The sequence below is a fragment of the Clostridium simiarum genome, assembly GCF_018919175.1.
Lineage (GTDB): Bacteria > Bacillota > Clostridia > Clostridiales > Clostridiaceae > Clostridium_L > Clostridium_L simiarum.
The window spans coordinates 300925-324839 of the sequence record NZ_JAHLQL010000004.1 but is presented as its reverse complement, the minus strand read 5'-3'; the positions used below and the strand labels follow the sequence as shown (position 1 = coordinate 324839).

At 31.6% G+C, this 23915-nt stretch carries 25 protein-coding genes, 2 pseudogenes and 1 riboswitch; of the genes and pseudogenes, 2 read left to right on the top strand and 25 right to left on the bottom strand.

The window, feature by feature from the left end:
* Positions 1-11: 11 nt before the first annotated feature.
* The 25 genes and pseudogenes from KQI89_RS12985 to KQI89_RS12865 form a co-directional block, all read right to left on the bottom strand.
* Entirely contained in the window at positions 12-746 is a 735-nt protein-coding gene (locus KQI89_RS12985; protein ID WP_216457424.1) for an ABC transporter permease, read from the bottom strand.
* Positions 746-1585 (bottom strand): ABC transporter ATP-binding protein, encoded by an 840-nt coding sequence (locus KQI89_RS12980; protein ID WP_216457423.1) that lies wholly within the window; start codon positions 1583-1585, stop codon positions 746-748. The genes KQI89_RS12985 and KQI89_RS12980 overlap by 1 nt, the downstream gene beginning before the upstream one ends.
* Positions 1579-2604: a radical SAM/SPASM domain-containing protein gene (locus KQI89_RS12975; RefSeq protein WP_032122512.1), complete on the bottom strand. Its 1026-nt coding sequence runs from the start codon at positions 2602-2604 to the stop codon at positions 1579-1581. The genes KQI89_RS12980 and KQI89_RS12975 overlap by 7 nt, the downstream gene beginning before the upstream one ends.
* Positions 2597-6349, bottom strand: coding sequence for a cobaltochelatase subunit CobN (cobN, locus tag KQI89_RS12970; RefSeq protein ID WP_216457422.1), 3753 nt, complete (start codon positions 6347-6349; stop codon positions 2597-2599). Before cobN ends, KQI89_RS12975 begins: the two co-directional genes overlap by 8 nt.
* Before the next feature lie 162 nt (positions 6350-6511).
* Positions 6512-7960 carry an ABC transporter substrate-binding protein gene (locus KQI89_RS12965; protein ID WP_216457421.1) on the bottom strand — a complete coding sequence of 483 codons (1449 nt, stop codon included), beginning with the start codon at positions 7958-7960 and terminating at the stop codon, positions 6512-6514.
* 318 nt (positions 7961-8278) lie between these two features.
* Positions 8279-8452: riboswitch (cobalamin riboswitch) on the bottom strand.
* A gap of 99 nt (positions 8453-8551) precedes the next feature.
* Complete coding sequence (locus KQI89_RS12960) at positions 8552-8656, bottom strand: CPCC family cysteine-rich protein (protein WP_216457420.1); 105 nt, start codon at positions 8654-8656, stop codon at positions 8552-8554.
* Entirely contained in the window at positions 8640-8969 is a 330-nt protein-coding gene (locus KQI89_RS12955) for a hypothetical protein (protein WP_216457419.1), read from the bottom strand. The genes KQI89_RS12960 and KQI89_RS12955 overlap by 17 nt, the downstream gene beginning before the upstream one ends.
* 202 nt (positions 8970-9171) lie before the next feature.
* Positions 9172-10689 carry a phosphohexomutase domain-containing protein gene (locus KQI89_RS12950; protein ID WP_216457418.1) on the bottom strand — a complete coding sequence of 506 codons (1518 nt, stop codon included), beginning with the start codon at positions 10687-10689 and terminating at the stop codon, positions 9172-9174.
* Between the two features lie 31 nt (positions 10690-10720).
* Positions 10721-10873, bottom strand: a pseudogene (locus tag KQI89_RS12945) (transketolase); the annotation flags it as partial.
* A 334-nt stretch (positions 10874-11207) separates the two neighbouring features.
* Positions 11208-11849, bottom strand: a complete 642-nt coding sequence (locus KQI89_RS12940) for a beta/alpha barrel domain-containing protein (RefSeq protein WP_216457417.1) — start codon at positions 11847-11849, stop codon at positions 11208-11210.
* Between the two features lie 16 nt (positions 11850-11865).
* Positions 11866-12765, bottom strand: coding sequence for a 4-hydroxy-tetrahydrodipicolinate synthase (dapA, locus tag KQI89_RS12935; protein ID WP_216457416.1), 900 nt, complete (start codon positions 12763-12765; stop codon positions 11866-11868).
* 4 nt (positions 12766-12769) lie between these two features.
* Positions 12770-13372: an SIS domain-containing protein gene (locus KQI89_RS12930; RefSeq protein ID WP_216457415.1), complete on the bottom strand. Its 603-nt coding sequence runs from the start codon at positions 13370-13372 to the stop codon at positions 12770-12772.
* Positions 13373-13434: 62 nt separating this feature from the next.
* On the bottom strand, positions 13435-14706 hold the full coding sequence (gene ulaA, locus KQI89_RS12925) for a PTS ascorbate transporter subunit IIC (protein WP_032122517.1): 1272 nt from the start codon (positions 14704-14706) through the stop codon (positions 13435-13437).
* 44 nt (positions 14707-14750) lie between these two features.
* The gene (locus KQI89_RS12920) at positions 14751-15038 is read right to left on the bottom strand and encodes a PTS sugar transporter subunit IIB (protein WP_032122518.1); all 288 of its coding nucleotides are present in this window, start codon (positions 15036-15038) and stop codon (positions 14751-14753) included.
* A 15-nt stretch (positions 15039-15053) separates the two neighbouring features.
* Entirely contained in the window at positions 15054-17135 is a 2082-nt protein-coding gene (locus KQI89_RS12915; RefSeq protein WP_216457414.1) for a BglG family transcription antiterminator, read from the bottom strand.
* Between the two features lie 325 nt (positions 17136-17460).
* Positions 17461-17649, bottom strand: a pseudogene (locus KQI89_RS12910) (IS3 family transposase); the annotation flags it as partial.
* Positions 17650-17787: 138 nt separating this feature from the next.
* On the bottom strand, positions 17788-18201 hold the full coding sequence (fosX, locus tag KQI89_RS12905; RefSeq protein ID WP_216457412.1) for a FosX/FosE/FosI family fosfomycin resistance hydrolase: 414 nt from the start codon (positions 18199-18201) through the stop codon (positions 17788-17790).
* 457 nt (positions 18202-18658) lie between these two features.
* On the bottom strand, positions 18659-19105 hold the full coding sequence (locus KQI89_RS12900; RefSeq protein WP_216457411.1) for a GNAT family N-acetyltransferase: 447 nt from the start codon (positions 19103-19105) through the stop codon (positions 18659-18661).
* Positions 19106-19142: 37 nt separating this feature from the next.
* Positions 19143-19424, bottom strand: a complete 282-nt coding sequence (locus tag KQI89_RS12895; RefSeq protein WP_216457410.1) for a helix-turn-helix domain-containing protein — start codon at positions 19422-19424, stop codon at positions 19143-19145.
* A gap of 38 nt (positions 19425-19462) precedes the next feature.
* Entirely contained in the window at positions 19463-20023 is a 561-nt protein-coding gene (locus tag KQI89_RS12890; protein WP_216457409.1) for a hypothetical protein, read from the bottom strand.
* 43 nt (positions 20024-20066) lie between these two features.
* Complete coding sequence (locus KQI89_RS12885; RefSeq protein ID WP_216457408.1) at positions 20067-20225, bottom strand: hypothetical protein; 159 nt, start codon at positions 20223-20225, stop codon at positions 20067-20069.
* A gap of 215 nt (positions 20226-20440) precedes the next feature.
* On the bottom strand, positions 20441-20776 hold the full coding sequence (locus KQI89_RS12880) for an antibiotic biosynthesis monooxygenase family protein (RefSeq protein ID WP_216457407.1): 336 nt from the start codon (positions 20774-20776) through the stop codon (positions 20441-20443).
* Between the two features lie 312 nt (positions 20777-21088).
* Complete coding sequence (locus KQI89_RS18170; protein ID WP_425514089.1) at positions 21089-21415, bottom strand: DUF998 domain-containing protein; 327 nt, start codon at positions 21413-21415, stop codon at positions 21089-21091.
* A gap of 18 nt (positions 21416-21433) precedes the next feature.
* Positions 21434-21745 (bottom strand): hypothetical protein, encoded by a 312-nt coding sequence (locus KQI89_RS12870; protein WP_216457406.1) that lies wholly within the window; start codon positions 21743-21745, stop codon positions 21434-21436.
* Positions 21735-21965, bottom strand: coding sequence for an AbrB/MazE/SpoVT family DNA-binding domain-containing protein (locus KQI89_RS12865; protein ID WP_216457405.1), 231 nt, complete (start codon positions 21963-21965; stop codon positions 21735-21737). Before KQI89_RS12865 ends, KQI89_RS12870 begins: the two co-directional genes overlap by 11 nt.
* A 593-nt stretch (positions 21966-22558) precedes the next feature.
* Here KQI89_RS12865 and KQI89_RS12860 point away from each other — a divergent pair.
* Positions 22559-23155: a TetR/AcrR family transcriptional regulator gene (locus tag KQI89_RS12860; RefSeq protein ID WP_216457404.1), complete on the top strand. Its 597-nt coding sequence runs from the start codon at positions 22559-22561 to the stop codon at positions 23153-23155.
* Positions 23156-23168: 13 nt separating this feature from the next.
* Positions 23169-23705 carry a GNAT family N-acetyltransferase gene (locus KQI89_RS12855; protein ID WP_216457403.1) on the top strand — a complete coding sequence of 179 codons (537 nt, stop codon included), beginning with the start codon at positions 23169-23171 and terminating at the stop codon, positions 23703-23705.
* Positions 23706-23915: the final 210 nt, after the last annotated feature.

Sequence of the window (23915 nt, the reverse complement as noted above, 5' to 3'; positions counted from 1 at the left end):
TATAGATCTTTTTACTCAGTTCTTTTGCATTTGGTAACACCTATAAAAAATATAACTATAAAATAAATAAGCAAAATCATAGGATGAATAATCATGTTCATTAAACTTTCTCCACTACTTCTAAGTCCCAAACTAGTGTGAGTAAGGGGTAAAATCCATATGAATCTTTTTATAACTACTGGCATTTTATCTAAAGAAAAAAATGTACCACATAAAAATGACATAGGAGTAATAACAAAACTTGAGAATTTTGACATATCACTATGAGAATTTATAAATACACCTACCGTAAAACCTATTGCTGAAAAGGTTAAACAATTAAGAACTATAATTAAAATAAAATAAGGTGTTATGGTTATTCCTGTTCCAAAAATTAAAGATAAAACTATTATTAATAAAGCTGAATATATTCCAAGCAATGCTCCTGCTACTATTTTCCCTAGTGAGTAGGAAGCCATAGTAATTGGAGCCATCATAAATGACTCAAAGGTTTTATAAAATATCCTAGATATATTTACTGAATTAGCTGTATTATTATAGCTTGAGGTCATTGTTGTTAATGCAATAATTCCAGGGATTACAAAGTTAATATACGCCTTTCCTTCTACGGTTATACCTCCACCTAGCCCCCAACCAAAAGCTATTAAATATAAAATCGGGGAAACCATTCCTGCTAAGGTTATAGTCCAAAATTTACGTTTAAACAATTTAAATTCCTGCCATAAGATACTTGTAAAAGTAGACATTAAGCTTCCACCCTTCTGTTAGTTAATTTAATAAATACATCTTCTAAATTTGCTGGTCTAATATTTACACTTTCCTCTAACTTAGAAGCAAAGGCTGATGCTTCTTCTCTTGTTTCAAAAAATTCTTCCTTTGTTTCTCCATTTTCAAAATATTCCACAGTATACTTTCCAACTTTGGCGATTAATTTTTTTGGAGAGTCTAGTTCTATCAATGTTCCTCCATATATAAGGCCTACTCTATCACATAAGACTTCAGCCTCTTCAATATAATGAGTAGTTAATAGTACCGTTAAACCCTTATCCTTTAACCTTTTAAGTAAATCCCACATTTTTCTTCTTGCAGTAGCATCAAGGCCTACGGTAGGCTCGTCTAAAAGAAGTAAATCAGGATTATGCATAAGGGCCCTTGCAATCATAAGCTTTCTTTTCATTCCCCCTGAATACCCTTTAACAATTTCATCTTTTCTATCCGTAAGCTCTGTAAACTCTAAAAGCTCCTGAATTCTTTTACTTCTTATGTCTTTAGGCATTTTATAAAGCCTTCCATGAAGTTCCAGGTTTTCCCAAGCTGTCATTTCTACTTCTAAATTATTACCTTGAGGTACTACACCTATTTTCATTTTAACTTCTTGCAAATTTCTATCCATGCTTTTATTATTAATAACAATCTCTCCACTGGTTTTCGGAGTTAAAGTACTTATCATTCTAATAGTTGTACTTTTACCCGCTCCATTTGGTCCTAAAAGCCCGAAAAATTCACCTTTACTAATTTCCAAATTCAACTCATTAACTGCGGTTAAATCACCATATTTCTTCGTAAGATTTTTTATATTTAACACTCTTTCACTCCTCCTACTTCTTCTATAATTTCAAAAGTAGTCTTTCTTAAAGCACATTCTTCTAAAGTTATCCTATTATTTTTTCCATTTATAATACTTCTTGCGGGACATGCTCCTACACAAATGTCTCCATATTTACATAAAGAGCAGATTTCTGGTCTTTTACTTTTAATTATCACTTCTTTAAATGAGTTTATGTTATTAATGTTACCCATATAATACTCTTCCTTGGATACAAGAGAACCACAGGGATATAAGTGTCCCTGTGGAGTTACCACCATAGATCCTCCATACACTGCATGACAATATTCTGTACATCTTATATTTTGTAACATCCTCCTTCTTGCATCTTCTACTTCTCTTATAACTATTCTTCTCCCTGTAATTTCAGACAACTGTAAACTTCTCTGATATGCTTTCCTTACATACTTTCTAATTTGGGTTTCTGAAGCTGTTTTTACATTATTGTTGCAAGTTCTTCCTGTTTCTCTTAAAAGATCAAGACCTATACCACCTACATTTCCCAAATAAAAAGCTAAGTCCATAAGCTTATCTAAATGTTCAATGCTTTCGCTTGTTATAACACTATTTAAATTAACCATTACCCCTTCTTGTGCTAAATTTTTTATTCCATTTATTGCAGCTACTGTTTTTCCTCTGAATTCTTCATTTATTTCTACAGGTCCATCTAAGCTTACTCCCACAGATATATTCATTTTTTTTATTTCCCTGGCAATTTCCCTTGTAATTAAGGTTCCATTAGTCTGCATTTGCATTTTTATATCTGGTCTATGGATTTTTAAATAATTATATATATCCTTAATAAGACTAAAATTTAAAAGCGGTTCTCCACCTGCTAGTTGAAGTTTGAACCTAGACTTAGGTAAATCCATAGCTTTTTTTGCAGTTTCAAAACTCATATAATCTTTTTTATCTCCTGCATTTGCATAACAATACTTACATCGTAAATTACAATCATTAGTAAGCCATAGTACTAAAAAGTTCAAATTGTTAAACATGCTCTTCTATGTCCCCTTCTATGTCCAGATATAGTTGTCTTAATTTATCTACACTTTCCTTTTTTGCATTCCACATTCCCCTTTGGTGAGCCTCAAGAAGTCTCTCTACCATACTATGTACCGCCCAAGGGTTTACACTTTTAATCCACTCTCTTTTTTCATCATGAAAAAGATAGGTTTCACTTATTTTTTCATACATCCAATCCTCTATAACCTGTGATGTGGCATCCCATCCAAAAGCTATATCAACCATTTTAGAAATCTCTTGTGCTCCTTTATATCCATGCTTTTTAAGTCCTTCAAACCATTTAGGATTTAAAATTCTTGAACGCATTATTCTAGCAGTTTCTTCATTAATATCCTTTATCTTTGTTCTCTCTGGATCGCTGCTGTTTCCTGAATAGGATCTAGGTGCTTTTCCTGAATTTGCCCTTATAGCTGCAATTAAACCTCCATGATAATTATAAAAATCATCACTATCTAACATATCTATCTCCATGGAAGATTCATTTTTAACCGTAACCTGTGCTTCTTTTAATCTTCTTTGAAAGACTTCTTTAACCTTTTTACCATGCAATTTACTTCCATAAGCATGTCCTCCCCATAAAGCATACACATCCCCTAAGTCATTAATATCTTTCCAGTTTTTACTGTTAATTAAGTTGCTTACTCCTGCACCATAAGTTCCTGGAGGGCATCCAAAAATTCTCATGGATGCTTGTTCTTCGGCTTCTTCAAAGGACATCCCATTACCTACTAGTTCTTTAACTTCCTTGAAAATATTCTTTCTTATATAATTGTCTTCTGCACTCTCACCTTCCAGTGCAGAAGCTATATTAACTCCCTCTTCTATAAGCTCTATAATATTAGGAAAGGTATCTCTAAATAGGCCTGTAATTCTTAAAGTTACATCTATTCTTGGTCTTTTTAATTCTTCTAAAGGTATTACTTCAAGCCCTATAACTTTGTCCGTACTTTCTAACCACTTAGGTTTTATTCCCATTAAATACAGTGCTTCTGCTATATCATCCCCACAGGTTTTCATGGTTTCTCCTGCATAAACCACCAGTACAACAGTTTCAGGATATTTACCTTCCTCTTTTAAGTATCTTTGAAGGAGTTTTTCTCCAAGTTGCTTTCCAACTTGCCAAGATGCTTTAGTAGGTACTGCTGTAGGATCTATAGAATAAAAATTTCTTCCCGTAGGTAAAATGCTTACCTTTCCTCTTGTAGGACTCCCACCACCTCCAGGTGGTACAAAATTTCCCTTTACTCCTTCTATAAAATATTTAATTTCATCTGTAGTATTATTAAGCTTATTTGTCACAACCTTTGAAGCAAAGCTTAAAGTATTCATTAGTTCTTCAGTATTATCTTCATGTTCAAAGTATTCGTTTATTATATCTTTAATAGCTTCTTCTTTGTAATTTGCTTTGTGAAACTTTCTAATTAGCTCTCTACTCTTTTCTTCTATACTATCTAATATCATTAAGTTAGTTTTTCCATCCTCACCTTTTTCATATCCATTATTTTGTATGTAATTATAATCTAATCCTTGGGCTATACAAGTACCTTCAATTAAAGACAAAACCTTACCATTTTGTAATCTTAACAAAGCACAAACTAAATTTTCATATCTCTCTCCCTGTGGAATATTTCCAAATACATGAAGACCATCCTTAACTAAAGAATTTTTAATTTCTTCAATCCAACCGTGAAGTTCTTCCATAAACTCTTCAAAATTCTCTTCTATATCCTTAAGATTTGTTTTTAAATCCTCTTGGTAATTATTTTTTATAACCAACTCAATTATTTCCTTTTGTATATGAATAAGCTTTCCTGTATCTCCTTGCTTTGCGTGATAATATTGTTTTATAAGTTCATCAATATCTTCCATATCATCGTAGGTTCCACTCTGCATAAGAGAAGGGATAAGGTGATCCAATATAACCGCATAAGATCTTCTTTTAGCTTGAATACCTTCTCCAATTATATTTATAATATAAGGGTATAAGTGGGGCATATCATCAATGTTAATATCTGGATAACAATTTTCTGATAATCCTATTTCTTTTCCTGGAAGCCATTCTAAAGTTCCATGAGTTCCAACATGTACAACTACATCAGCTTTAAATACCTTCTTAATCCATTTATAAAAAGCTATATATTGATGTGGGGGAGCTATATCTGTACTGTGATAAACCTCTTCCGCCTTATCTTCATAACCTCTAGAGGGTTGAAGGCCTATAAATACATTTCCATTTATAATTCCCGGTACTGGAAACTTATCATCAAAGACCATAAATTCTCCAGGAGACTCTCCCCAATCCTTTATCATTTTATTTTGAACCATATCACTTAATTCAGAAAACCATTGTCTATAGAGCTTTCCTTCTATTATATCTACACTTTTTTCTAGAGCTCTTTCTGCCGTAAGCCATCTACTATCATTGCTCACTGCATCTATAATTCTATTTATTATTTCATCTCCATGTTTAAAGTCGTATTCCGTATATACCCCTTCTTTTTTAAGTGCATTTACCATATTAAATACACTTTGTGGAGTATCCAAACCAAAGGCACAGCCTATCATATCATTTCTTGGAGGCATATTATGAAAAAGTATTGCTACCTTTTTATCCTTATTCTCTATATGCCTAAGCTTTGCCCAATTTAATGCCAATCTACAGACTTTATTAACTCTTTCAGGTATGGGTTTAAATATGTATTTTTCCCCTATTTCATCTACCAGCATTTCACTATAAGCTGTAGTCACAGTTATAATTTGTCCATCGAATTCTGTAGCATATACACTGCTTGTAAGAGACATCATGTCAATTCCTCTTAAAGATTTCTGCCAACTTTCAAGGCTTTGATAGGTATTCATAGCTTGAAATACTGGTACTCCAATTTTCTCAAATATACTATTTGAAATGACTTTGGTTCCATCCCCCGGATTGCTTAATATACTTTGGGTATGAGCCATAGTGTTAATAATGGCATCCACTTGTGAAACTCCATTTTTCATTAACATATTATCTATTACCCAGTTAAGTCCTTTTCTTCCTATAGATAAATCCGGTGCAGAGGCAGTATATATAGCTAATGGACTTCCTCCTAAGCTTTCTATTTCTTCTATAAACTTATCTATATGTCTTGTATTATTTTCTCTAAAATACTGAGTATAAAATAATATTGCCACTATAGGCTTATTTTCTTTTTTTATTTTCTCTATATAACCTTCATAGTCATGAATATTTTTCCCTAGATAATATATTCCTTCCCAGGTTGGAATCTTTTGTTCATTTAAAGCTAGATTTTTACCTCCAAAATTATTAGCTAAGTAAAAAATCATATTTTTTAGATTTTCATATCCGTTCATTAAATAATAAGATAGTATTTCATTATATTGAAATTTTGAAATGCCACTTTTTTTTAAAAGAACCTCATCTTCACCATCAACTTTAGAATGTATAAAAAATTTCTTTTTATCATTAAACTCTTCCATTAATTTTTCTAAACTTTTAAAGTGAGTCACTCCACCATGAAGAGAAATAAAAACAAAATCACTTTCTCCTATTTTTCTCCTACACTCATTAAGCCCCTCTTCACCTTTATCCACTTCTGAACATTTCATAAAATCTAAATAAATGTCTTCTTTATAATGTTCTTTTATATTCTTATTTACTTTTTTTAAACCATAAGATGAATCAAAACCAGACATTATAAAAGTTATTTTAAACACGCCTCTTCCCTCCACATACATTCACCTTTCTCTTTTAATATTTCAATTATCTGTTTAATTATTTTAAAGAAATATAACTGTAAGCATTATGTGAAAATTAAAGCGTAATGAGATATAAAACTTCAAATCTCCTTACGCTTATTTTTTTATAGGTACAATAATCTATTCCTTGTATTTAACATAATGCTTTATATCATATCCACTGTTAACCTCTGGCTGAAAAATCCCTACTAAATCAAGTATTAATTCATCTGTTTTATCTAAGGATTGGTAATAATCTGCATGGAAACACCATACATTTTTATTCTGCACTGAATTTAAATTCTCTAAAATAGGAGCTTGCTCTAGTACCCCCTTTAAAGTTGGTGCGTAATTAGTAGTTGATGCATAAACAAATACATCTGCCTCCTTTGCTTTGGCATAAAATTCTTCAATGCTTATCTTTGCATTTCCTACTCCTTCACTTTTAAATATATAATCTCCACCACCCAATTCAATCATCTTTGCAGCATAGGAATCAGATTTAGGTACATAAACTTCACCTTTCGAAATCATTCCCCAAGCTACTTTAGGCTTTTTGCCACTGCTAACCTTTTTAGCAATATCTTGTACCTTACTAACAGCCTCATTAAAATATTTTTCTGCTTCTTCTTCTTTGTCATAAAAAGCAGCAACAAACTTAAGCCACTCCATTCTTCCAAAAGGATCTTCTTCAAGATAATCATTATCTACTGCATAGCTAATTTTTAATTCATTAAATTTATCCATCATTTCCTTTTGTCCACTAGGTCCTGAATAAACAAATGCAATGCTTGGCTTTAATGTTGAAATCTTCTCATAATCTGGTGCCTTTCCAGTGCCTACAAAAGTAGTTGCACCACTTTCTAAACCATTAATAATTTCTGGTATTGTCCAATTCTTTTTTTCTGTTGTAACAGCCTTTACAGTTTCCAATTCCTTTATTGGTCTTAGCAAACATGCCTGGGTAGTAGACCCTAACATTACATCCTTTATAGGCATATTTACAACAATCTCATTTTTGTACTCTTCTGGAACAATTTTGCCTTGTGGTACAAGTATCAAAGTTCTTTTATCTCCATCCACTACTTTTTTTAGTCCACCTTTTAAATAAGTAACGCTAAAGCCCTTTGTATATGATAAAGGCATTTCCGTATTAATGTTTAACACTTTATTCTCTTCATCAAAGCTTACTCTTGCATCCATCACTTCCTTTAAAAAGCTCATTGACACATATAAATCATTATTTATATTTTTTACTTCATCAGTCATGGTGATTTTAGTGGAATTAAGCTCTGCCTCTTTACTATCTGAAACAACTTTAATAGTATCCTTATCCTTTGTGGCTGTAGCACTTTTTCCTTCTATTTTACATTCTCCACCAACATACTCAAAGGCCTCTTTTAAAGATGCATATACCTTTCCATCTTCAACCTTTGTACTAACTGATTTTCTATTATTGTTATTCTTTACTTTTGAATTTGTAGTTTCGCTGCTTTTATCGGAGCATCCTGTCATTGTAAAAACAAATATAAATAATAATGCAGTTACAATGAAACTCCTGCTTTTTTTTCTTTTAAACCCCTTGCACATAATTATCCCTCCAAATTAATATTTTTCATTTAAAGTATAGTTTTGTAAATCATTATCAAAAAAATAAAACTATACTTTTAAAAGCATAGTTTTCCAGTAGAAGCTAAATCTAAATTAAACCTTTTGAAAAAATATATATTTTCCCACCGAAAACTATATTAAATTTTGGCTACGGAAAATAAAAAAACCTCCGTATTACGGAGGTTTAAGCATAACTGACTATTATTTATAAAAATATAATTATTGCTTTAAACTTTTATAAAAGCATAACAATTAAACTTCATATAAAATCATAATAGGTTTACTTCCCTCCGAAGTGCCATATACTAGCTCTAGGCAGGTCTCCTGGCTTACGGGTCACTCTCCACCATCCTTCCCAGATTGCTCCAGTGGATTTGGTTTCGTCTCCGTCTACAGTAGCGGGGGCTGCAGTGGATTTTCACCACTTTCCCTATTAAATCATGATATGATACCTAAAACAAATATTAAATTTTTATTAACATAATTGTAATTATAGCAACGAATTCTACAAAATGCAACACTTATGTCAAAAATTATATAATTATGATATTTTTATTATAATCAAAATACTTAACTATAGTTACATAGTGTACAAATATCATATAAATCCTTTTCATCTAATGTTGGATATCCACAACAAGGACAATTAAATCTTTTATCAAATAAACTCTTCATAAAATTTCTCCTTTTCTATGCGTATCATACTGTGCCATAAGTCATACAATGATTCATATATTGAACCTATTTCATTAGGCTCTCCATTTGAATCAAATTCACTAATCATCCTATCATATAAATAATCATCAATATGATAACACTCATCTTCTGTTAATGTTAATAGTACAGGTATTTCCTCATTAGCACAGAATTTATATATGCATAAATTTTTATCAATTATCGCAGTTTTAGAAATCTTACTCCAAGAATCTAAATTATTTAAGTTCTTGCATAAAAAATTATACAAAAAAAGATTAGTTGCAATCTCCATCACTCATCCCCCAAAATTCATAGTTTTAGGTAATTATAAGTCTTATCTTTGAATATTACAATTAAACTTTATTCCTTATTTTTAAATAGTAATTAATTCATAGTTATCAAATTGCTTTCTATTTTTGGAAAAGAAAAAACAGGGTTAAATCCCTGTTAATGATTCAATTTATAATAAATTCATCCAATCACGTCTTCCATACTTATATTATTAACTTATTGTAATTATTTATGAAAGTCTCAATATTTGAAAAAATATTTTTTACTCCATCTTTAATATCACTTTCAATATTTAAAGCAAGTAAAGGTTCATGAAGAGATACTCTAAGTAAAAACCAGCCTTTTTCTTTATTGCAGTTTATCTTTATCCCGTCATAGTTTTTAGGTTCTACACTCCATCCTTCAATTTTAGAAACATATTCCTTTAAGTCTTCTATGACAGACTGTCCGTAAGTTCTAAAATCTTCACACTTAATCTCTATTCTTTTTTCTTCGCTTTCTAAAGGATGCTGTAAATCTTTTATTAGGTAGGCTATATCCTTATCTTCTTTTTTTAGTCTTGACATCTCTATAAGGATTTTTACTATAAGATAAGCTCCATCATCTAAAAAATAATTTTCCTTTAAAGCTGCATGTCCTGAAGTTTCTATAGCAAGTGGACACACAATGCCTTCTCCATTCAACCTTTTAGCTTCATTTATAACATTTTTATATCCTCTTTTAAATCTATAGTGAACTCCACCTAAGTTAATTATAAATTTTGTTAGTCCTGTGGAGGTTATTGAGTCAGTAACTATGGTAGCTCCTTTATTTTCCTTTATAATTATATAAGATATTAGTGCTATAAGAGCGTTTTTATTTATCTCTTCTCCAGTTTTAGAAACTATTGCAGCTCTATCTACATCAGTGTCAAAAATTATTCCAAGGTCTGCCTTAGAATTTAATACTGCATTTTTTATAGATTCCATAGCCTCCTTATTTTCTGGATTAGGTATATGATTTGGAAAGGTTCCATCTGGCTCTAAGAATTGACTTCCTTCTATGTTAGCACCAAGATTCTTTAATACCTTAGTTGCAAAAAATCCTCCTGCGCCATTTCCTGCGTCTACTATTATCTTTGTTCCTTTTAGTGGTTTTTCAGACCCTACTGCTTCTCTTACCTTATTGACTAAAAGTTTTGAATAATCTTCTACTAAATCAGCTTTTCTTAACATTCCCTCTGCATTTTTTATATAAGTTAAATTCTCTTCTAGTGCTAAATTAATTATTTCTTCTATGTCTTCTTTTTCACATCCACCAACCACTGTAAAGAATTTAAGTCCGTTATAATAGTAAGGAAGATGGCTTGCTGTAATCATTATTGCACCATCACATTTATAATCTTCTAAAATTGTGGTCATAAACATAGATGGGGTAGTTGTAAGTCCACAATCATACACATTTATTCCTTCACTAGTTAAAGCTTCCACTAATGAATCTTTTAATTTAGGGCCTGATAATCTTGAATCCATACCTAAAGCCACTTTTAAAAATTCCTTATTATTGGTTCTATTCTTAAGCCATTTTGAAAAACCGACTCCAAGTAATTTTACAATTTCAGGGCTTAGGGTTTCTCTATGCTCTTTAGTTTCTATTGCTATTCCTCTTATATCTGTACCATTTTTCAACTTTTTTAATGTAAGTTTCGTATCATTTTCTACATTAGATAAACTTGTGCTCATGGATATTCCTCCTTAGTAATTACTTCTAAAGTGATTTAGCTTCTTCCCATATTTGATCTTCTTGAGGTTCTCCATTTATTATTATGTATACCCTATAGTCTTTTTTATCTAGCTTTCCAACTAGAGCCATTCAATTTGCAGCAGATAAACCTTGTCCGAGTGAACCTATTGACATATCTACTCCCACTTCTCAATGTCTTGATGTGCTGACTTTGCTTCTGCTAACATTTTCATAATGCCTACTCTTATAGCTTTTACTGTATACTTATAGTTTTCTGTATTCCCTCCTATATTTATTAAGAGCCACTTTTAAGTGGCTCTTAACTTTAAACTTCTCAAATATTTTATTATAGCTTATCGTATTAATTACTCCAACTCTCTGATCTTCTCTAAAGTATTCCATATAAAACATGGTGAAAAATCATCATTTATCAATTCATGTGCATTCCAACGTGAACGCTCATCAATTTTTAATGCTCCTTGTTCATGAAAAGAACATTCAATTTATGAAATTCAAATTAGTTAGAAGTACAATTTCTGAATTTGTCTATGGTTTCACGAATCTTTCTCGCGTTTTCAGCGATATCTTCAGAACTGCCTTTAGTTAATAAACCACCAAAGCCACAAACATCAACACCGTTTTCTAGCCATACATGCAAGTTATCAAGAGTAATTCCACCACTTGCTAAAATCGGCATATCAGGAATTGGTGTCTTGAATACTTTTACTAGTTTTGGTCCATAGAAGTCTGAGATTGGGAATGCCTTTATAAAAGTAGCACCTAAGCTTAATGCATCAACTGCTTCAGTCAATGATGTGCATCCTGGTGCATAAGGAATCTGATATCTATTGCAAATTTTTGCTACATCTTCATTGTAGGTTGGTGCAATAATGAACTGTGCTCCATGTAAAATAGCATGACGAGCTGTTTCACTATCTAAAACTGTTCCCGCTCCTACACAAAGTTCTTTACCATACTTCTTGCTAAGTCCTTTAATGATTTCTCCAGCATTATTCAATGTATAGCTCATTTCCATAACAGGGATTCCACCTTTAATACAGCCTTCAGCAATTTCAGATGCACGATCAAGTGTTTCTACTCTTACGATTGCAAGTGCTCCGATTTCTGCCATTGTTTTTGTTATATTCATCTTTTTCATATCATTCACCTCTGTATTAGTATAAACCTTTATCAAATGTAGCTTTGTAAGCTTCAACTACACTTTTGATTTCTTCAAGCTTTTCACCACTTGGCTGAGTTACAGGGAGACGGGCAGAACCAACATTAATACCGTTCAACACAACGGTTTGCTTAATTACTGATGGAATGGTTCCAAACTTTAGGATACGGCGAAGCTCTTCAATACTGCTTTGTGCCTTTTGAGCTGCTTCAAGGTCACCTTTAATGAAGTTATTATAAATTGCAACATCAATTTCTGCAAGGAAGTTTGCTGTTGCTGCAACTGCACCGTGTCCTCCAACCTTAAGGATATCAAGAATAAGTGAATCTGAGCCTGAGAACACACCAAAGTCTTCCCCTTTAGTTACTTCAAGATAAGCTTTCATGTTGTCCAATTTACCACTGCTGTCTTTAATTCCCACAATGTTCTTAACCTTGGCCAATTCACGTACTGATTCAGGTTCAATATTAATTCCAGTTTTACCTGGCATATTATACATCATGATTGGTAAAGTAACTTCAGCAGCAACAGCTTTGTAGTGTTCAATTAATTCTTGTTGTGTTGGCGGCACAAAGTATGGGGTTATAATGGATAATGCACTTGCGCCTATTGCTTCCATTCTTTTAGATAAATTAATTACTTCACGTGTTGAATTACCACCTGTTCCAACAAAAACTGGTACACGATTATTGGTGTGTTCTATAACAATTTTTGCAAATTCAACTTTTTCATCGTCTGTAAGTACATGGCATTCACCATTTGTACCTAAAATAAATAATCCATAAACGCCTCTATCAATCAAATAATCAATTAATTCACACGTTGCCTGTGGATTAATATTCTGATTCTCATCAAGCGGTGTAATCATTGCACATATAATACCTTTATATTCCATATAATTACTTCCCTTCTCTAATCGATTGTCCAAGACTTCCACCTGGATGCCACTTTAAATATTGTTTTGCATCTAGGCCTTTAGCATATTGTAACGCAACACTTAATGACTGTAATGCAATAGTTTCTGCAAGAATTGAGGCACGTGGAGCCTTATTAAGGTCATCGCCTTCCTTGTTAACTCCTGCAAATAAGAATGTATCAGAAGCGTTCTTTAACCAAGATTCAGAATTACCACTGACACCAATGATTTTTGCTCCATTTGCTTTTAAAGTTTCAACAGTTGATTTTAGTTCTTGCGTTTCACCACTATTTGATATTGCAATAACCACATCTCCAGCAACTACTTGTCCACTTGAGCCATGCACTGCTTCTGTCCCATGTAATATGTATGCTGGTGTTCCAGTTGATGAAAGCAATGAAGAAATATATCCTGATACATGACCTGGTTTACCAATACCAGTTACGTGCACACGGCCATGATTCTTTTCTGATTCAAGAATTAAATCACGCGCTTGATTAATAGCAGATTCATCTATTGAAGAAATAAATGTTGATACTTCATTAGACAGAATGTCTAAAAATGAAGGTAATGTCTTTTCAACCATAGTTTGTCCTCCTTAAAGTTATAAGAGCCATATCTATGGCTCTTATATAATATTAATGTAGCTTAGATAGGTTTTATAAATTGTAAAATCTTATGTAATGTAGTTCCCACTACGTTATAGTCGATATTAGGGAATGTTGCACCTTCTATACCAAGTGTTCCATAAACTGGGTATAGTATTGTTGGTAAGAATGCAAGCAATAACCCAACAACAAATGATCCTAAAATAGCACCTCTCCATCCACCAGATGAATTACCAAATACCGCAGCTGTACCACCTGAGAAGAAACAAATATGAGCAGCTGGGATAATAACTACAGGAAATACACTAGGTAATGATGCCATAACAACGATTGCTAATAGACCAGCAGCATATGATGTAATAAATCCAAGAATTACTGCATTTGGTGCATATGGGAATACTGTTGGAACATCTAATGCAGGACGTGATCCTGGAATATATTTTTCTGAAATAACAACGAATGCAGCAGTTATTTCAGCTAAGAACATACGAACACCTGTCATTAATACTGACATACCAGCTGTGAAAGTGAACGCCTGTACAAGAGGGAAAACTAACCAGTGTTGTGAGCCAGCAAGCTTTTGAGTAAATTCTTGACCAGCCTTTAATGTAGCAACATAGAATAAGATTAACATAACTATTGATAGACCCATTAAGAAATCTCTGAAAACTGATAACCATTTAGGGAATTTAATAGATTCTGTTGTTTCTTCTTTATGCTTTGAGAATAAACGTCCTAGATAACCTGCTAATCCATACCCAATCATATTGAAGTGACCAATTGCTTGTTCATCTCCACCTGTCATTTCCCTCATAAATGGTTGACAGAATTGAGGTAATGCAGCAGACATAAATCCTAAAATAATACCACTTACTAAAATTGTAGTCATATTACCAAATCCATGTGCTTGCATAATTAATACTAGTACACAAGAAAAGAATAAACTATGACCTGTTGTAAAGAATATGTTCTTGAACCTTGTAATACGTGCAAAGACTAAATTCAATATAAATCCGAGAATTAACGTACATGAAACTGCGAAACCATATGTATTTTGTGCAAGTGCTGTAGCAGCTTCAGGCGAAGCTATAACACCTGTAATACCAAAACCATATTGAAATAGTTTGTTAAAGTTTTGTAATGCCCCAGTCATAGCAGAGGCACCAATACCAAATACTAAGAAACCTATAAGTGTTTTTGAAGCACCCGTGAATACTTCAGTAGCTGATTTCTTTTGAAGAATCAAACCTATACATGCAACTACGCCAAGCAAAACAGCAGGTGTACTTAATAAACTTATGATAAAATTCATATATATCCCCCTTATCCTATTAAGTTTTATTACTTTAATAAATTTTATTTTTGTTTTGAAGCCAGAAATTGTTCTAATGCTGTTTTAATTTCATTACGATCAACAATATTATGAATTCCAATAACATCAAATTTTAAATTCTTCTTTTTTAGTTCTTCTGCAACATCGATCAATGTTTCTACTGCATCTCCATTAAATCCATTTAATGAATCTAAAGAACCATGCTCCACTTCAATTGGAAAATTATTTTCTTTGATAACTTGTTGGGTTTTTATTTTTAACATTAAACTTGATCCAACCCCTGCTCTACATGCGATTAAAATTTTATACATAATTAAATCCTCCTTTTATGATTCGTGTAATTTTATAAAATCAATAATTTCCTTAGGATCCTTAGCTCTATCCAAAGCTAGAAAGAACTCATCCATTTCAAATAATTCAACCAGCTCAGACATAGCACGTAAATGACTATTATTGTCTACAGCACTTAGGCAAAATACATATTTTACAGGATCATTATCTTCATTTCCGAACTCAATAGGATTTTCTAAAGTGGCAATCCCTATTGCAATGTCTTTTGCTCCTGCTTCTGGTCTAGCATGTGGAAGTGCCACATGTTTTGTAATTACAATGTAAGGGCCAGATTCTTTTGCTGTATTAACCATAGCATCTACATAAGCTTCAGTTGCTTTATTATTTTCAACTAAAACAGAAGCTGACTGTCTAATAGCATCCTCCCAATCTTTAGCTGGCACTTTTAGTTTTATGAGTGTTTCATTTGTAATATCACTTAACATAAGTCCTTCCTCTCCTTTAGACGTAAAATTTTCTATTTGTGTAAAATAGGATAATAGTTCACTTGAAAGCATACTTTCAGAAGTTACTTTCGCATATTTTTTTATTATATCCATAACTTCATCTATTTTTGGTTGTCTTAAAAAAATATCACCCAATTGAATGTACACCTCACGTGTAATCCTATATTTTTCCTTTTGGGTCATAACAGGACTCACTTTAATTACTGGTACATCTATTTCTAAACCTTCTGCTTTATAATTAGTAGTAAACACAATATCTACAGATTCAACAAAATCTTTTAGTTTAGAGGATTCTAATGGCGGTAAAAAGTGTAGTTCTGGAAATAAGTTTGTAAGCTCTGCATGTAAGATAGCTGAGCTACCAACACCGTTTGAACAAATTATAAGTGCTGTCTTTTTTCTAAGAATATCAAGTTCTTTTTTGTTTGAGAAAATAGCTGCAAAATGCATTGTCAAATATGCTAATTCCTCTTCTTGAATTTCTTCTCCAAATAGACCGCAGAACTCTTTCATTGCATTACTTACAATTCTATATACTAATCGGTACTCTTCTTTTACCTTTTCACAAAGTGGATTGTAAACAGGTAATTTAAATAAAAGTCTGTAATAAGCTGGTCTAAAATGAGAGTATAATTGTTTAAATATTTTTTCTTGGCTTATATAATAAACCCCACTTAAATATCCAAACTTTGTCATCATTTTATTTACAATTTCTGAAATTACAGTCCTGTCCTTTGTATCATCTTCATCATTTCCTACTGATATGCCCAAAATCCAAGCACTAATATACATTACGTCGTGAGATTTTATCTTATCTTTGCTATCATATACTTCTAATAATTCTTCAGCAAATTTATATTCCTTCATTGAGTTCATAACTGCAATATTAGGGATATCTATATTTTCTGAAGTAATGATTTTCTTTGCAAACATTCTTGCTTTTAGAAAAATGAATATATAGATAAATTCTACTAATCTGTTTTCAACAAAAGTAATTTCATGTTTTCTTACAAGCTTTGATATAATTTTTTTAGTTTTTTCAAAACTATCTAGTTTATACTCCTCAATAAAAATGTCAAAAACTCTTGAACCTTCTTCATTTGATAGGGTCTCTATAATATTTTTAATAAGTACTCTTCTAATTTCCATTTCAGACCCAACTAAATAATAGCCATTTTTACGATTGTTTTTAATTTTAATGCCCTTTTTCTCGATATCCGGTATCAAATCTTTAAAATCAAGATTTACAGTGGATCTACTTACCTTTAGAGAATATATAAAATGATTAATTGAAATATCCTCCATGTTAATAAAAAGCATTAAATACATATATAGAAGTCGTTCATTTTTACTAAAGTAGTAAGTTTTTTTAGAATAGTTTTTTTCTAAGATTTCTTTTATTGCATCCTTTGTCTCTTTTTGAACAATAATATCATTATTAGTTCCTAGAGATATAAGTGGTACTTTTTTTACTTTAAACATATCGTTAATTTTCTTTAGCCTGTAAGTAACTTGTCTCCTTGAAGAATTAGTTTCTTCTTGCAATCCTTTTGTAGTAATTAATGTACTATTTAATAAAATCTGAAGAATTAATACAATTTCTTTATCCATTTATAATAATCCTACTTTCTTATTAAGATTAGTTATAATCTCGTTCTTGGATTTTATCTTTCCCCCCTTCTTAATGTTTATTCTATTTGAAAAGTTTATCGTTTTCAATTTCATTTGAGTTCAACTTTTGTTTTAGATTAAAACAAAAGTTGAACTTATCTGAAACAAAGAAGTGATATTTAAAAATAAAATATGTTTATAAAAGAAAAAATAGAGTGTGGCAAAACTACTCTAAAAAGTAGTTTTGCCACACTCCCTATAGTATGAATAATAGATCTATGTCAATGTTTTAGACATAAAAAGCTGAACTTTTTATGTAGCTTTCTTAGCTAACTCTTAACATTTCTGTAGATATATATCCTATACTACCATGGATTCTTTTACTATTACACCAAGATTCCATATATTGAAATATCGCAAGCCTTACAGCATCATAATCAAAGTAACTAACAAGATGAACTTCTTCTTTCTTCAAAGAATCATGGAAAGATTCCATACAAGCATTATCATAAGGTTACATTTACTGCTTAATTGTGCTAAGATCTTCCGAGCATTATAGAGCTTCATTATTATATTCTTGAATTCCTCTGTATACTGTTTTTCCTCTTTTGTTTTGCTTGCTAAGAATATTGTAAATTAAGATTAATACAATTTATTTACTATCCATCTCTGTGTATGAAGATAATCTTTTTTCCAATGTTTCTGTATGAAGTTCAAATAAGTTATTGTCATAGTCATAAAAGTATATAGAATATCCTTCTCCTTCTACTCTTTCTCTTGGAGGCTTTAGTTCTAAATTTAAAGCTTTAATTTTGCTTAAATAACTATCTACATCAGAATCTGATATTTTAAATGCTACATGATGGTAGGTTCTGTTAAGTATATTTGTATCTTCCATAATGGCAATCCATTGATTGCCGATACTAAAAAAACGTTCCTTAAATAATGAATGTTTTTTTTCACCACTATAATAAACTTCTTTTGCATTAAATAGTTCTTTAAATAATTGAGTAGTTTTATCTAAATTATTAACAATAAAAGTAATATGACTTACACCTTCAATCATAATATGAACTCTCCTTTCCATTCCTTCAGGTTGGCTTATATTAAATATCAGATAAGCCCTATTTTCTATAATCAATACCTATCATTACAATTTCAATTTAATACATAGCTTTTCCTGCCCGTAGTAAAGAGATTTTATAATGCTTCCAGATTCATTAGCTATTATTTTTCCATTATCAACTAAGGAATATGAAATATATTTATCTGTCCAATATCTGCTCTGATAAAATTACTCAATTACAGGTGGGATCCTCCACCTGTAATGCTTAATACAGGAAAGTTGCGAATCAAAAAAATTTTATTTATTACAATTGCATTAACATATCACTATCTATTTCAACCTGATAATCAGAAAATGCATTGCTAAATGTTTTGTAATTTATTATCAGTTTTTCAAAAGCAGTTGCATACCAATCCCTTGTCAATATAGCATATATCTTTAATTGCTTCGTTTAGGCCTATTTGGCAAGAAAAATCGTTCTATCAGACTTTTTGAATCCATTTTTAATATAAAATTTTTCTGATGGGAACCCTTTAGCAGTTGTTAATATTATAGTATTTATGTTCTGCTTTTTAATGTCTAATTCGATAAGTTGTAGAAACTTACTACCTACCCCTTGTCCTTGGAATTTTTCACTTATACAAAATTGATCAATGAAATATTCCATCCCTCTTAAACACGGAGTTTTCGCGCCTATGCTTAATCCAGCAAGTTCATCGCCTATCTTTATAATGTAGCCAATAAAATAATTGTTATTTATGTAATTCTCAAAAAACTCTACAACTTGTTCTCTTGACTCATATACGTCATTCCAGGGTTCTTTTGAGAAGGTGTTAATAAATAAATCAACACACTTGTCCACCATGTTGTATTCCAATGGATATAGCTTAACCTCTAACTCCATATATATTAACCTCCATTAAATGTAATTTTTCTATAATTCAGTATTTTATAGCATTTTTACTTATTATTCTTTCTATACGCTTATGGTTTACTTTAGGGTTCTTTCCCTCATTCAACTTCTTTCTAATTTTTATAGAACCATAGACTTTATTACTTCTGTTGTGAATATCTTTAATTATTTCCTTTACATATTCGGTTGGTGTCTTATCCTCAATCACAAAATAGACTTCTTGAAGAAAACTTTTAATTTTCTCGTCAGTAATACCTTCTGCATGGATGTACTCTTTGTCAGCACACTCTTCTTTTAATCCTTCCAGCATCTTCAAGCACTCTTCATCTTTGACATTATTTATTAGACCTACTTTGCTATATATTTCGTCAATCTGCCATTTCCAACCTTACTAATCAAATCTTTATCAATCATTTCTTTGAGCATATTAATTGCATGAGTCGTACCAATCCCCAAAGCTTCTTCAACGTCACTGCCAGTGATTTCTTTTTGCTTTTCGAATAATCTGAGTATCGGTAAATACTTCTCATCTTCTGGATAATCCCTCTCATCTGTGCGTAGTAAATCATGGAAGGTTGCTTTTGTACCGTTATAAAAGTCAATGGTTTTATAGGCATCTGCAAGCTGAGCAAATAGTGAACCAGTAAGTTCTTTTCTATCCCTAAACACTAACTTATCTGTGCCTTGAAAAATTGCAAATTTGATAGAGTGTTTACATTGGTCTGAAACAAGTAACCCCATATTTGTGTAAATATCATCACAAGAAAGGATGCCTAAATTTTTCATTTGAACTTCTGTAAATTCTAAACCTCTTTTTTGTAATTCCTCATCTAGTCTATTAAAGGTCAACTCTTGAACTAGAGAACGATTTGCCTCAAATGAATCACCATCTGTCATTTTTATCATCATACGGATAGCATCTTCAGATGCTGGGGCAGATGTTATCCCACTTCTAACATATACGCCTGTTGTAATATTTTGTTTTGAAATACTCTTCAATATTTACTTTAATATTTCCATACTTATTAGATGGTGATACTTCCAAAAATTCCAATCTCAACGAAACAAGCAGATTTAAATCTTTTATTTCAGCAAATCTATATGTAATCATATAATGCACCTCTCTATATTATATTTAATGTTCGCATTATAAAACAAGCTTACGGTTGTAAAGTTATATCCATAGGTTCAATCTTTATATCCAATTAGAAAACTTGGAAAACCATAATAGCGTTTTTCAGAATATATTTGTTTTTTTCATATGTACCTCCTGTCGCTAAATCTAATATAAATACTCATATCCTTGTAAAAATTTACAAATGAAAATTAAAAATTATTGTCAAAATAATTGTCTTTCTCTACCTTACAAATTCGTATCATATATTTTGAATACCACATCTTTTTTCCCATTTCCTTTGCTTTCATATGTGGATTATTATCTTTCCATTCATTAATACTCTCTAAAGAATCCCAGTATGATATTGTCACTCCAAAGCTCTCTATATTTCTGACACTTTCTACTCCTAAGAATCCCTTTTGTTTAGAAACAATATCAACTAAGTTATCAGAAACTTTTTCATATCCATTATCAGTTGAAGTTCTTATGGATGTAAAAATAACTGCATAATAAGGTGGTTTAGGTGTTTCTATTATTTTGCTCACGTAAATTCCTCCATTCAAGATTTAATAGTACTTATAATTAAATTGGAATATTTAATACATAATATTTCAGTGCTTTTATAATAATTAATACACTTTATTTAGATTTTATATAATTAACATGAAAATATTTTATTAACTATTTCGTAAGAAAATCCAGCGCTTGTTGTTCCAATTGCTGGAAAGCTGGATTTTTCATATATAACTCACTGCCAATATCCTATGCATTTGGAAGTATAAACATTTTATTGCGATAGTGAAGCTCTTTAAATTGATCTGCTAAGTATAATTGCTTTGTGTTATTCATATTTTACCTCATTTCATAAATATATTTTTGAATGAAACCATAATAATCGGCGCATACATACAAAACAAACTTAATCTTTGCCATATTCCCTCATTAGAAATTATAGTATTTTCAAACCTTGCCTTATCAGCCATTACAAACAAAGTAAAAAACAGTATAGCCAAAGCAAAAAATATAAACGACATAATGCTTAAAACTACCTCCTTTGAGCGTATAGACACAATCCCAATAATCAAAGGAACAAAGGTTAAAACAGAAAATCCTAAAACAGAGCCATACCCATGTATTTTTTCGGGTAGAGTTGTAAGTGCCTTTGTTTCTCCAACTGAAAATATACCGGATAATATGCAAGCTCAAATAGCATAAAGCCCTACACAAAATAGCAATACTTTTGAAAGTATATTTGAAGCAGGTAAATACATTGTATGCAATTTTAAGCTACCAAGAATAAGCATCATTCCCGCAGCAATAAGCCACAAGTTATATATTAAATGTACTGGGGAATTGCGATTACCTAACAAACTCATTACCATTGTCAAATGATTATACTTTTTGCAAAATGGCGCAAGAAAAAAAGGTATAACCAAATCGCCAATCGTTGCAATGAGTAAGAGAATAAAGCCTATATCTGACACGCCAAAGGATTTTACCATATTATTTATCATCTGGCTTAAACCCTCCTAACCCTTTAAGGATTTTTACTGCAACTTCTTGCATAACATCTGCTTTTGTAATAGCAATCCCTTGTTCCTCATCTCCTAAAACCAATAAAGTGTCTCCCGATTTTATATCAAACAAATCTCTTGCTTCTTTAGGAATTACAATTTGTCCTCGTTCTCCTACCTTGACTGTTCCAAAAATATGTTTACCTTTTGGTAATGACATTTTCAACCCCTCCATATTCATACTTTTCATACTCACATAAAAAGTATATCATCAATAAAATGGTAAATCAAGGAAATGGCCCTCCCAAATTATATTTCAGTCAATACTATGATATGTATGCTCATATCCCAAAGGAAAGGTGAACGTCAAAAGGTAATAGGGTGAAATATTATGAAGCCAGCAACAGAAAAATTTGATTTCAAGACTTTCGGTCAAACCATTAAAGCCCCAAGAAAAGCAAATTTTCTACTTAACCGTCCTATCGGTATTTCTCAGTGACTATTTATTGTTTTCAAGCTGAGAAAACTAAGGCATTGGAAGTATCTTCCCTCTCCATCACTATACTTAGGCTTACAAAGAAGATGTCTGTTGAACCTGGTCCCCCCTTGGCGTCAGGGTATATTTCAGAAAAAACGCTTATGAGTGAAATATCTCCATTAGCAGACAAAGGCCACGCAGATATCTAAGTTCGATCTGATATTGAAGATGGATGGGCCTAACTGGAAGATTATTGAGTCATAATATTGACAAACCGATTATATTACCTTATACTAAATAGACACCACTGTCTATTTTGCAAGGAGGTTTATTTGATGCCACAGGTAACTGAGAGATACTTAGAAGATCGAAAAAATAAAATAGCTAAGGTAGCCCTTAAGGTTTTTTCAAAAAAAGGTTACTCCAATGCCGCAATGAAAGATATTATGGATGAGGCAAAAGTATCAAGGGGTGGATTATACGCGCACTTTCAAAATATTGACTCCGTTTTTATAGCTGCATTAAAATATGATGATTCTTTGCCACATAACCGATTTTTAACTCCTAATCCTGATGATCCGTTATTGCCTCAAATAAAAAACTGGGTTCAAAAAATAGGAATGTCAACACAAAATAGAGAAACCTGCTTAGTACGTGCAAAATCAGAATTCTTTCTTTCACACGATGTTTCAAAAGTTCCATACTTACGAGAAAGACATGAAAAACTTGCACAAGATATTCAACTAGTCATTAAGATGGGAATTAAAACAGGCGAATTTAAAAACCAAATTGATGTAAATTCCTTTGCTGAATTATTTATTGCATTAATTGATGGCGTTATGTTGCATCATTGCTATCAGTATTCTTCTAGTTTTAATCTCTTAGAAATAGTAGACTTAATAGAAAAAATGATAGAGAACTTTCTATCTTAAGGAGGCGCATGCAATGTTTGAAAATAAAGTGATAAGACTACGAAAAATTTCTTCAAATGATTATTCTATCTATCATAATTGGCGTAACGACATAGAGGTTATGCAAAGTACTAGTCCACAACTGGATATGTATACTTTGGAAGAAACTGAAAAATACATTTCAGCAATAGCCACTCAATCTAGTGCTAAGGGCTATATTATCGAGTACAAAGAAACTAATCAAGCAGTGGGTATCATTTCTTTGATAAATATAGATTATAAGAATCGCTCTGCTGAGTGTATTATTGATATCGGAGTAAAAGAGGTGTGGGGAAAAGGAGTCGGTACAGCTGCTATTTCTTTAATACTAGAGTTTGCATTTAATGAGTTAAATTTGCATCGAATATATTTGCAAGTATTTTCCTTCAATAAAAGAGGCATAAAGCTTTATGAAAAAATGGGTTTTATACATGAAGGAAATTTACGTCAGGCACTCTATCGCAATGGAAGCTGGCATGATATTGTCATTATGAGCATTTTGAAAAATGAATATAAAACATCTCTTGCCTAATAATTTAGATGATATCATCTAGTTTTTTATGAAAACAACTAAAGCACATGAACAGCTACAACAGTCTGTTTGTGTGCCTTTTGTTGCCTGAAATTTTTTGTTTTTAATCTGTCTCCCTTAAGGGGAGCATATTATTCCGAGTTTAATGGTGATTTCTTTTATGACAGCAACCACCGAATGAGATTTGAAAAAAATTGATACAAATAGATA